Raw genomic sequence first — 12120 nt, forward strand, 5'->3', positions numbered from 1 at the left:
CAGCCCTCGTCCCGATACGAGGCTATTAAGCCCCGGGCTGACAGGCTGGCAATGACGAGGATGGACGTCACCGCACGCGATTGGGCGGCTCTCGATTCCTGGTGGGAGTCATACGTCGATCCCGACCGGTCGGTCGTCGTTGAGGAAACCACCCTCGCGCTGGACAGCCGGTGGCTTACCGATCACTGGCCCGAGCTGGATTCCTGGTGGGGGTCCCACGTCGACCCCGACCGATCGGCGCTGGTCGACGACGATACCATCGCGCTGGATGCGGGCTGGCTGGACGGGTGCTGGCCCGAACTGGATTCCTGGTGGGAGACCTATCGCGAGGCCCGGAAGGAGGACGTGACCGAGCTACTAGCCGAGTTGGACGCGGCCGATGCGGCCTGGCTGGAGAGCCCGAGCCCGTTCGATGTCGACCCGCTGTCGGTCGATTGGCGGTCTACCCAGCGGTCGACAGGCCCGATCCGCGTCAGCCGTGAGGAAGACTGGTCCTACGGCCTCGCCCATCTTCTCCGGTCGGCAGACGGGATCCTGATCGACGAGCTGTTCGGCGATGCCTATACCGGTGAGCCGGATATCGTCGAGACGGAGGCCCACCTGCCGGGCGGCGAGGAACCGACGAGATACGAGGACATCCTCATCGCGTATCCGTCGGGCGGTATCTCCATCGAGGTGAAGGTCGGCGACACCAACCTACGGAAGACACTCGATACAGCCGCACTTATCGAACGACAGCACGGCGGCGACTGGACGCACGTCCTCCTGGTGCCCGAGTACCAGCGGTCGGACCTTCGGGAGACGTTCGGCGATGAACTGTCCGAACCCGATTCCGGGCCACCGGTCGTCGCATCCGACCGGTCCGCGGGTGTTCAGGTCCGGTACTGGCGCGAAGTCGGTGCCGCCCTCCGAACGCTCCTCCAGCGCGATGGCGACCTGCCTCCACACTGGGTGGCGAGTGCCTACGTGTTCTGTACGCTGATCGACCAGCGAATTCTGGGACTGGTGCCCCGGCCAGCCGCCGAGCGCCTCTCGGAGGCTGCTGACATAGTTCGTGGGGACACGTCCCTGTCGGTCGGGATCGGCGACATCGAGAGCGAGATCGAGTACCTGCGAGCAACAACCGAGGCGAGTCAGCATGAATGAGGAGTTCGTCACACGGGCGATCGAGAAGGACCGCTATCTGAAGGCAATCAAACTGGTCGACCAGTTCGAGACCGAACTCGAGCGGGAACTGGTCCGTCTCGGCGACGAGTTCGTGGCCGCGAACCGCTCTCTGTTCCCCGACGGTGTGGAGGCCGACTGGAACAAGGGCACGTTCGGCAAGACGCTCGCGTTCGGACGCGTCGATCTCGAGATGGACCGCGTGAAATCCGAGTCTGACCCGCAGGGACTCACGTTGAACCTCTCGACGCGGTGGCTGGAACCGGACGACTACGGCCACCCGGACCACGAGGGGGCACTCTGTGTGGCTAGTTACAAAATCAAAAACGCCACCGCAGACGACCACCAGGCCGTGGTGGATGCGACCCGTGACCGTGACTGGAACGTCGAGCCCGCTGCGGACGTCTACAACAACTCACCCGGCATCTTCTACATCCCGATCGAGAGCGCGGCCGACCTCACAGCAGCTTACGAGACGCTACAGGACCATTTCTCGGAGTTCGCGACGATGTACGGTGTCCCCGCCGCGAAGGCGAATTGAGACGATCGTAAGTTCGGCCTCCGAGCCTTCGTAAATAACAAATAATCTATAATACTACCCTTCCTTATTTGATACAGACGGGGGATACTTGTGGTTCCGCTAGGTGAACAGTTGTATGCCGAATTCGCCGGCAAAGGAAGCCGAATTTCACGGCAAGCTCTTCACCCGTCTTGCTGATTACATCAGCAACCAGTCAGAGACAGTATACGAGCAACCAATCTCTGAGAAAACTGTTGGTGACGGGTTCGCAGATATTTACGTTCCTTCACCCCTGAATGGTGATCTTGTTATTGAGGTAAAACGGGATACTGAGTATCCCCGTGATCGTGAGGTCGTGAAACAGGCTCGCGGATATGCGGACGGACTTAATACCGAATTTTTCGCCACCTGTACCTCTACAGACTTTTTCTTGTTTCACTATCAGGGTGAATACAATGTCGCGGAGATCGACTTTGTTTATTTCGACCTTCGAGATACAGACCTGACCGAATTTGTCGCTGAACTACTATCTGCTGTCAAATATATTCACCAGGAAGGTGACCTCCCCAATCAGCAGGAACGGACTCGGATTGTTGGCATCCTACGTAGCTTTCACACGTCGGTCTGGCCGACTTACAAAGCGATAGCTGCTGAAAAGCACGGCCACAACGAACAGTTCACGCGGGCGTTCGACGACTGGATTCGGGAAAACGACTACCTCGACCGCGATGCCGACGAACAGTATGAAATCGCTGCCAAGCAGTACGCATATTTGCTGACGAATCGGGTGCTGTTTTACGAGGTGGTACGCGAGAAGACGCGGGCACAATACGAACCGGAGGTGGGTGGCATGGTTACGCCGATCGAAACCGAGAGCGGATTCCCCCTGGATCCGTTGACGGACTATACGACTACAACAAATCTGGATCGGCACCTTCGCCACCAATTCCAGCATATTATTGACGAAGTGGACTATCGCCCCATTTTCGAGGAGCATTCGGATCTCTTCGGCGCGTTTCCTGACAACAAGAAATCACTGCGGATGCTCGAAGACTTCGTTGCGAATATTGAGTCCGAGCAAGTTACCGAACTCGACGAGGACCTCCTCGGAGAAGTCTACGAGCAATTGATTCCGGCAGACGAACGCAGAGCGCTCGGTCAGTTCTACACCGATCCTCGAATCGCCAAAACGCTCAGTCAGTGGGCAATCGGTCGGCCAAATGAATCACTTGACCGTCCATCAGCCGAAGTACCAAGAGTACTCGATCCGGCTTGTGGGAGCGGGACATTCACCGTCGAAGCGTACAATATTCTCTCAAATCTCCATCCCGATGCTCTCCACCAGGAAATCATCGATCGTCTCGTTGCAGTGGACATCAACCGATTCCCCCTCCATCTAACCGCACTCAATCTCTCATCCAGAAATATTCAGGAAGAAACCGACCACCTGCATGTGTTCCACGACTCTTTCTTCAACCTTGACCCGGACACGAACCGGCTGATCGATACTCGTATCGATGCGGCTGAGGGTGAGGGAGAGCGCCTTGGAATGTTTGATGCCGTCGTAGGCAATCCCCCGTACATCCGGCAAGGCAACCTCCATCCGTCGTCAGACCATTTTCGATCCCACCTCTCAGCGTTCGGCCGTGATGGATACTCCACGTACCTAGACGGATCAAAGGGTATCAGCGGGAAATCCGATGCCTATGTCTACTTCATCACGCACGCCACGCAGTTTCTCCGGGAAGGTGGTCGGCTCGGATTTATTATACCAAACAAGTGGTTAACCACCCGATACGGTGAATCGTTGCAACAGTTCCTCTATGATCACTACAAAATCCAGGGCGTCGTAGGATTCACTGCCCGTGCCTTCGAAGATGCTCTCGTGGACACTGTCCTCCTGCTCATTGAGCGAACCGATGACGAGCAGGCCAGGGCCGATACCACGACCCCGTTCATCCGAATCCGCGAACCCATGGATGCCGAGGATATTTTAGATACCGTGGCTGTCGACTACGAGGTTCCTGATGGATCGTATATGCAGATTCGTGACCGGCCGGCATACCGTGTCACTGCAGTCGAACAGTCGTATCTCATGGAGAAGGGTCCAGGGAAACTCCTTCCTTATATCCGCGCCCCGAGCGAATTCATCGAGTTGCTTGAGCACCCAGACCTCGTCCCGGTTGATGGTGACCTTGGAACCGTAACCCGGGGCGTGATGACCGGGTCAAACGGCTTCTTTTTCGTGAGTGAGGCCGAACGCCAGGACTGGCAAATTGACAAGCGGTTTCTAAAACCGGCGATCAAAAGCATCAGTGACGTCGATTCACGGGTGGTCACGTGGGAGGACACCCAAAAGTACCTCTTCGATATCCACGACTATGTAGCGGAAGTAGAACGTGAGAATGCTGGTCTAGCCTCAGACTCGGATCTCGAAACCCGCGTCAAGAATGCACTCGGGCGGGACGGGTTTGATGGGGCATATAATTATATTGAGTGGGGGGAGCGCCAAGGGCATCACACTGGCGCGACCTGTGAGAACCGGGATGTCTGGTTCGATCTTGGAGGTCTGGAGGCTCCCGAGCTTCTACATCCAAAGTTCTTCGACGAGAGAGTGTATACTATCGCCAACCCTGATCGCTTGATGCCCAGCAACGCCATCGACTGCATCAATTTCAACCCAGATGTTGACGGTGATGCAATGGTCGGATTTTATAGCTCGACTGTTTATAAGTCACTTCTCGAAACGTGGGGGCGAGCCGAAGGTGGCGGAGCACTCCAACTTATGACGTACGAGGTATCATCAGTTCCAGTCCTCGATGTGCGTACATTGTCGAGAGATGTACAGGAGGAACTGGCCGAGTTAGCCGATCGACTCATCGGTGGGGATCCTGACGCACAGGACGATATTGACCGGTTGGTCCTGGATATTCTCGGTCTGGATATCTCTGTGGACAGATTTAGAGAACTCTACGACTCGATGGTCCAGCGCCGAATTACGACGGGTGCTGAAGCAGCAGTTCAAGTCGACGAGGTTGCCGAATTTGAAGGGGAGGCCACTCGTACGTTCTCGCGGCCGTCGGGGGAAGAGACGGATCTCTCTGAATTCATGTAACCGTGGTTAGGTTCTGTTGATCCTACCTTGGGTCAACTGACGTGTAAATCACAGACCCGGATATCGACTGAATGGTAGCTATTCTCATTTCGACCATCTATGATTGGAGAGTCTTTGTGAACACTTTCTTGAAAGAGAGATCGAATATAGGACATCTGGTTCGATTACTCGCTTGTAGTCGAAAACAACAGCCACCACAGCATGACCACGGCTTAGCCGTCAGATACGAAACACGAGTCTGCAGACATACTTTCAAAATTCTGCCAGACTCCGATTGCACGCTGGTGTCGTCGACCGTCCGATTTGGACGTATTCGAAGCCATCAAGATCCACCTCTGCGGTCGTCGTCAGTGCCTCACGAGTCTCGTTATCTAATGATTCAATCTCGACAGCAGTGAGCGGCCGCTGCGTGAGCGCGTAACTGCTCGCCAGCCCCGTCGGTCGGACGACCAGTACCGCTTCTCTGTCAGCAGCTCCAAGTACAAGTACGGCATCACGGTGCGTGTGTACCGTCCCGGCCAGCGCCGCAACCGGGAAGAGAGCGGTTGCATCCCCATGGTCGATGTAACCGCCTGCGTTGTGGAAATGTCCTGCGCTCATCTAAAATAGTATAATAATGCTTGATACTTATTGTTTGTGCCCGTCACAACGATTATCTCCGAATCATTAGGTCCGTGGATCGATTGGTTTTGGCATCCATGCGCGTTCAGCAGGCGATTTTATGATGCAGTCGCTCACCATCCGACTGTCGAATCCCCGCTCCTTGAGCCGCTTTCGACTGAAAACAAAATCCGTTCTGAACCGGACTATAGTCATACCAATTTGCAAACCGGGCAACTAGGAAGCCAATCAGAGCGCGACACGGAGGGGACACAATCGAGCGCGAAGCGCCCTCGCAGACGGACTCCACGGGGGCAACTGCCAATACGACGAACGACGCTGAGCGACCAGCGCGACTGGCGGTGGCCGGCAACCCCGTTCAGAATCGGGCAATCGCAAGACTGGGGCCGATTTTGAAACCTTTCCTACACCAACTCGGGGTGGGGACACCCCACTACTACCAGTCTCCCGTCGCTCTCAGCGACCGATTGCAGGGCCAGTGTGGCACCGACTCCGCATCGCACTCGTCCTAGTCACGATCTCCAAACAGACGCACTGCTTCCAAACGGGTTTTGTGGCCGATTTTGAACCGTTGCTCACTCACGCAGGTGCCACGAGCCGTGTGCTCCCAGCCGTTCTGGACACAGAACGCGGATTGGTGGGTACAGTAACTGAGTAGTGACACATCTTGACCGCCGTGCTGAATAGAAAGCGCGAGTCAGTCAGCAGAGACGGTAACGATGGGTCGCAGACTGCTGAGAAATTTTAAGCGGTTAGATTCTGAATGGGGTTCCAATGCAGTGTGTGATTTCGGTGGTCTACCAGCGTGGGACCGGGACAGACTCAATCGGAGTGGTGTAATCGTGAGACTCCTATCTTGGAACGTGCAGGGGTCTGTCCCGCCAGCAGGGAGCAAAGACCGAATCAGAGAGCAGGCGTCGTTCATCGGGGAGCAGCTGGACCAGCCAGATATCGTGATGCTCAACGAGGTAACAACTGTCCAGCGCGAACTATGGCTGGACTTGCTTCGGGAGGAACAGGGGTACACCGAGGTTGTAGATACGCTCGATTGGGGACAAGAACTCCGTGAGAGCAACGTTCCTCCCCACCACGAGTTCATCCATACGAGCGGACAAATCACCGCCGTCCATGAGGATGCGGACGCGGGGGATCTCAAACGTCGGCGTCCGAGCATCAGGAACGGTCCATGGGAGAACTCGGAGATGAAAGACTGGAGTACTAACTTCCCGGAGAAGATTCTCAATTCGAAGGTTCAGATTGCCGGGCAATCGGTTGACCTCTGGAACGTTCGAACCGTGCCGGGGAGTATGTACGGGGAGGAGAAAATCAAGATACTGGAGAACGTCTACGCCCGAATCACCAAGTCCGACCCGGAGAGGTGCATACTGGCGGGCGACCTCAATATTCCCAAGGCGGAGCGAGCAGATGGGACGGTGGTCTCGTGGGGCGAGGACAAGCCAGAGAGTATTCGTGAACGGTGGATATCCGCAGAACTGGGTGTCATGACGGGTCTATCGGATGTCGGATTAGTAGATGCGTTCAGGCACGTCCACGGTTACAGAGACCTCGATACCGAGGACACCAGTCACGAATCGAGACGGATTGACCACATCTTCGCGTCCGAGTCACTGAATCCCAAGCGGTGCTGGTACGACCACGACGGATACGAGTGTAGTGACCATGCCCCGATGCTGATGGAGTTCTCGGTTTAGCAGATTCGTTGAAACCATCAGCCAGTGATAGGTTTCAGAGCCTGTGACCGACCAATCCTCTATATCCAGCAGCCGGCTTTTGTCATCTGTAATAAATTGCAACCAGGCCGATCAAGTCTCATCTATCTCCAAACCACGTCACTCGTCGCTCTCTAACTGGTTTTGAACCCAACTCACGGGGTACATCGCGGTGAAGCCAGGTTCGTCGATCCGGAACTGCTGGGTGGGCGTCGTCTCCGCATAGGTCTTCTCGACTCTGGACTCTCCATCAGCCGGGTCATTCAACGCCTGCAGGATTTCGTGGCCAGCCTTCTGTGTCGGCACGACCCAGATCGCCTCGTCGGGTTTACAGGCGGCCATCTTGTCGTAATCGTCCGGCGCAGCCCGCCAGAGATCGTGATTCACTCGCTCGGCTTCGAGTGTCAGCACGACCTCGCCATCGCCGTTCAACCCAACGAGATCGAACCGGTGGCTGGCGAACTCTTCAGCGGCCTGCTCAGCAGCCTCGTCGTCGGTGCCCATGAACGCCGCGGCGTCGACGCCCCCTTCTTGCAACTCGAAGTAGGGGACGACCCGCGCGACCGGCGAATCGGGGTCCTCCACCCGTGACTGTTTGAGCCAGCGCTTGGTGGCTTCGACGAGCATGACGTGATAGCTGGACTCGCCGAGGTCACCCTTGCCGTGGCCGTGGGCGACACCCTCACGATAGGTGACGCCGATCGCATCCCGACCGTCAGCGGTCACCGTATAGAGGCGGTGTGGGTGGTCACAGTCCTTGCGGAGATACCCCTCGTCGAGGAGGTCGTCGATAGCATCGTCCTCGATATCCACGTATTCCTGCAGCCGGAGCATGCTGTCCCAGACGATATCGTACTCCAGGCGTTCGAAATGCTGTTGCATGGCCTTGTAGACTGCCTGCAGGAACAGCAACTGCGTATAGGAGCAGTCAGATTCCTCGATATCGTCCTCATCGAGCGGGAGCGGACAGGCACAGACCGGGACGTCGTCGGGGTCGATCTCTGCCGGCGGGTCACAACACTCGATGGCGCGGCGCATCCCACCGATCTCGGGGTCGTAGCGGCTATCACAGTCGGGACAGCAGAGCGCGTCTTTCGTCACGTCGTAGAAGACACCCGGCGGCATCCGGTTCGTCCGTTCGAGGATGGCCCGTGGCTCTCGATCCTCGTCTTCGCCCTCCTCGTCCGTATCGGGCACAGTCCCTGCCTGTGAGGTGACAACCGGGATGGCATGGTCACGGCGGATACGATCATGAAGGCGGCGCATGGCCTGCTGATAGCCTGCAGTCGCCGTCGTATCGGCACGGTCGGGATGGCCGGCCGGCAACGGGCAGGACTCGACGACGAACGGCTGTGGTTCGCGCTCGCCGAAGGCACCCGGCAGACTGACCAGCCACTAACCGCGGCCGAGATTGCGGAGGCGGTTAGCGACGGCCGCTCGATCCATCGCCGTCGTCGCAAACCGGTGGGCAAAGTCGTGGTCGACGCCGACGTTACCCGTAACGTAGGTGCCGACGTTGTTCAACAGTTCCGCGTAGGTTGACTCGTCAGCCGCCCGGAGCTGGCCGGGAAACTGCATGGCCAGCGTGACGCTACACCGGAACTCCCGGCCCCGCGAGAGCAGATCCTGGACGAGGGCACTGTTCGCCATGGCGCCGGCCTCCTCCAGATACAAGTTCACCAGCGGGAGCGTCGTCTCCGCACTCGCCTGCTGATACCGGCGCCGCAACGCCGCCCAGCAGTTCGAGAGCAAGACGAGCGTAAGCCCGCGTTTCGCCTCGCTGCGGAGGCGGCCGAGGTCGAAAATGACGACCGCATCCTCGTCGAGGAGTTCCGCGAAATCGAACCGTGGGTCCGATCCGGTGGGTGCGTGATCGAATAGCCGCTCCAGGACGGTCTGGCGGGTGAGTTTCTCCATGCGGTTGCGAGCGCCGGCCATCACTCGCTCGAAGGTACGGGAGTCCTCGGTCGCGAGTTGGGTTGCCAGCTTGCGTTCGAGTGTTTCCGTGCTCACCGCCGGCGGCGTCTCGCGGTCATGGAGTCGATGGAGCGCGGTTTCGATCTCGCTGTGGGTGAGCACGTCCGAGCCATGCACCGGGTCGTACAGCGCCTTCACGAGGTAGTTGATGATCTCCGTCGAGCGGGCGGCGTCGTACTCCTCGGCGCCCATGAACTGCGCGAGGATCTCCTCGTAGTGGGCCACCCGGTCATCGATAGCGCGCTGGCGTGCGATCCCCGCGGTGAGGTCAGTTCGGATGTCGAAAAACGAGATGGCGGGGAGGCGCTCGGCACAGTCGAAGTAGTAGACGTCGTCGAGGTCCCCGTACCGTTCGTAGTGGCTACGGAGGTACTCGGTCGGGAGACGGCCACCCTTGCGGTCGATGAGGATCTCCGGGCCGTCGGTCGCCTGGTAGTTGTCGAGGATGGCGGTAAGCAGGGCGGTGGACTTGCCGGCGCCAGTGCGGCCAATCCACCCGAGATGCAGCGACTGGCGGTCCGGCGGGAGGGCGATGGGTGCCGTACTCGTCCGGTCGGTGGTTCGTGGGTGGCCCAGCGTGAGACCCGGGCCCTCGACGGCCCGGAGGAGGCGATCCGGCGGTCGTTCAATGGTGGTCTGGGCTGGGGGCACCGTTTCTAGTGCGCGGCTCACATCGGCTGGCGCGCTGGCCCCATCGAGCAGGCAGAACTGCGGGAGTTCCGCGGCGTCGACGACGATGCCCGTCGAGGCGGCTGTCGTCCCCGGGAGACGACTGGTCGTGGATTCGTAGCTGGGTGCCTGCAGTGTCCGGGCCCGCATATCGGCCAGGAGTTGCTGGCCGGGTGGTGTTCCGATGTCGAGGACGCCCGTGTCGGCGTCGTCGCGACGGCGGCCGCCGATCTCGTGAAACTGCCCGCTCAGCGGGTCGAGTGCGGTTTCGAGTCGGTCGGCAGTCGCGCTCGCGGTGGTCGGGTCGGGTGCCACGGCGACGGCCCTGGAGGTCACGACGAACGACCGGGTGGGATCGCGGGCGGTGATGGCGTCATGGCGGGCCTGGGCGGTCGGGGTGAGGTTGGGTTCGCGGTGGATCGGCACCTCCGAAGGGTTGGCAAACAGTGTCCCTGTGATGCGGTTCGACCCGAGTTCGATCTTTGCGGTGCGCTCGTCGGCGGCCTGTCGCCAGTCGGGAAACGGCCGGATGAGGACCTGGTAGGCGGCCGGACAGTCACAGGTGGCGAGCACCGAGAGGACCGTTTCCAGTGGACGCGGTGTGTCGGTCTCGGTCGGTGTGGGGCGAGTGTTGGCAGTCGGTGCTGGGGTCCCTTGGTCGCGGGCAGCGGTGTGAAATGGCACGAGGGCGGTCTGCCAGTCTTTGCGGTGTGTGGTGGTCGCTTCGTACTGGACGCCGGCGACGTGGGACTCGGCGTGGGGTTGCAGGTCAGTGAGGGGGTCGCCGGTCGTCGCCGTGACCTGGTACTGGTCGGGGAGGGTGTCCCGGAGTGTGTCTTCGAGGTCGGCGATGGCGGTGGATCCGTGGAGTGTCCAGTAGCAGTTGAGGCGGTCGGTCGGTGCCTCGGGACGGAGGAACAGGCATTCGACCGTCGGTGGGCGGGTCGTGGTGAGTGGGTTGAGGCGGTCGATGACCGAGTGGCTGGGGTCAGCGAGCGTGTGGAGGCGCCGGCAAGCGCTCGTGACGTTCGTCGGATCGAGTGGTGTTTCGGCCGGCTGGAGGTGCAGATACGGTTGCTGGTCGTCGGCTGGCACTGGTAAGTCATCTGCCATGGGGCGGGCTGGTCGCGGTCTGGTATTTGAGGATTCGTGTCCTCGTGGGTTCCGAGAAGTGGGGGTGTGATCGTTGCGCAGATATCGAACGCCCCGGCGGGCTCGCGGTCGCTGCGTGCCATCGCTACGCGAGGGGGCACGCAGACGACCACGCAGGCGCGAGCCCGCCGCCCCGTTCAGTCCCGCCCGGAGTTCGGCTGGTCGGTGTTCGCGGACGGGCTGTGGGCACTCAGGGCGCTGAACGGTGTTCTATTCTGGGCAGCGACTCACCCAGAGACAGTCAAGAGTAGCGGACTGGATGCGGAGTTTAGTTCAGCGGCACTCTCAAAACCCAGTACCGATCAGGGATTCGGTGAACCGGCCGGAACGAACTTGTCGCTCGCCCGGAAACAGTAATTAAATGCGGCTCGTTGCCCACCGCGGCTTCGACGAGCAATACTCCGCAAACACCGTCGCAGCGGTCGAAGGCGCGATCCCACACGCCGATATGATCGAACTCGATATTCGCCGGTGTGCGTCGGGTGAACTCGTCGTCGCACACAACGCTCTCCTGGACATCAGTATCGACGGTGTCGACCAGGTAGACGACTTGACCGCGTCAGAACTCGCCGCGCTCGACGCCCACGACGGCGAGGGCATCCAGACTCTCGATGCCGTTCTCGACTCGATTCCCGCCGACGTGGGTATCAATCTCGAACTAAAAGACCCCGAAATCACCGAACAGGCCATCACGATGGCCGAATCGATACCACACGACGTTATTATTTCGTCGTTCGACCCGGACGCACTTCGTGGCGTCCATCCCGAAGCGAACACGAACGTCGAACTAGCCTACGTGCTCGGGGCGACATTGGACGACAGCCTCACGGTCGCGAGGGACCTCGACTGTGCGTTCGTGCATCCGAATGCGTGGCTGTGTCTGCTGACCGGCGTCGTCGCTGACGCTCGCGACGCGGGTCTGGCGGTCAACGCGTGGACCGTCGACTCACGACCCGGGGCCTGGGCGCTCACACGGCGTGGCGTCGACGGACTCATCGCAAGTTCTCCCCACGTGACGGACTGGATCAAATAAAAAATACGGCCGCTAGTCGGCTCCGCAGGCGACTCAGGTGAGACCTCTCTGCAGCCCACACCCTGTGTTCAGACGGTTGCATGCAAACTAACAGAATCTGGTGACAGCTCCGGCGGACACGCTGGCAGATGCACCAACA

At 59.4% G+C, this 12120-nt stretch carries 8 protein-coding genes; 5 read left to right on the plus strand and 3 right to left on the minus strand.

Annotated features, from left to right (window positions below; genetic code table 11):
• The first annotated feature begins 51 nt into the window (after window positions 1-51).
• The 3 genes from MUG96_RS20975 (at window position 52) to MUG96_RS20985 (ending at window position 4799) form a co-directional block, all read left to right on the plus strand.
• Complete coding sequence (locus MUG96_RS20975) at window positions 52-1146, plus strand: hypothetical protein (RefSeq protein WP_246989138.1); 1095 nt, start codon at window positions 52-54, stop codon at window positions 1144-1146.
• Window positions 1139-1705, plus strand: a complete 567-nt coding sequence (locus MUG96_RS20980) for a hypothetical protein (protein ID WP_246989140.1) — start codon at window positions 1139-1141, stop codon at window positions 1703-1705. Before MUG96_RS20975 ends, MUG96_RS20980 begins: the two co-directional genes overlap by 8 nt.
• Window positions 1706-1820: 115 nt before the next feature.
• A complete protein-coding gene (locus MUG96_RS20985; protein ID WP_246989141.1) occupies window positions 1821-4799 on the plus strand; it encodes an HsdM family class I SAM-dependent methyltransferase in 2979 nt (992 codons plus the stop codon).
• 252 nt (window positions 4800-5051) lie between these two features.
• On the opposite strand, the gene MUG96_RS20990 is transcribed toward MUG96_RS20985, so the two are convergent.
• Window positions 5052-5399: a DUF8165 family protein gene (locus MUG96_RS20990; protein WP_246989143.1), complete on the minus strand. Its 348-nt coding sequence runs from the start codon at window positions 5397-5399 to the stop codon at window positions 5052-5054.
• 863 nt (window positions 5400-6262) lie between these two features.
• Here MUG96_RS20990 and MUG96_RS20995 point away from each other — a divergent pair.
• Window positions 6263-7132 (plus strand): endonuclease/exonuclease/phosphatase family protein, encoded by an 870-nt coding sequence (locus tag MUG96_RS20995; protein WP_246989144.1) that lies wholly within the window; start codon window positions 6263-6265, stop codon window positions 7130-7132.
• Window positions 7133-7270: 138 nt separating this feature from the next.
• On the opposite strand, the gene MUG96_RS21000 is transcribed toward MUG96_RS20995, so the two are convergent.
• A complete protein-coding gene (locus MUG96_RS21000; RefSeq protein WP_246989145.1) occupies window positions 7271-8347 on the minus strand; it encodes a hypothetical protein in 1077 nt (358 codons plus the stop codon).
• 198 nt (window positions 8348-8545) lie between these two features.
• Window positions 8546-10909 (minus strand): type IV secretory system conjugative DNA transfer family protein, encoded by a 2364-nt coding sequence (locus MUG96_RS21005; protein ID WP_246989146.1) that lies wholly within the window; start codon window positions 10907-10909, stop codon window positions 8546-8548.
• Between the two features lie 400 nt (window positions 10910-11309).
• Here MUG96_RS21005 and MUG96_RS21010 point away from each other — a divergent pair, with 400 nt between their 5' ends.
• The gene (locus MUG96_RS21010) at window positions 11310-11981 is read left to right on the plus strand and encodes a glycerophosphodiester phosphodiesterase (protein WP_246989147.1); all 672 of its coding nucleotides are present in this window, start codon (window positions 11310-11312) and stop codon (window positions 11979-11981) included.
• The last annotated feature ends 139 nt before the right edge of the window (window positions 11982-12120 follow it).

Source organism: Halorientalis marina (assembly GCF_023028345.1).
GTDB lineage: Archaea > Halobacteriota > Halobacteria > Halobacteriales > Haloarculaceae > Halorientalis > Halorientalis marina.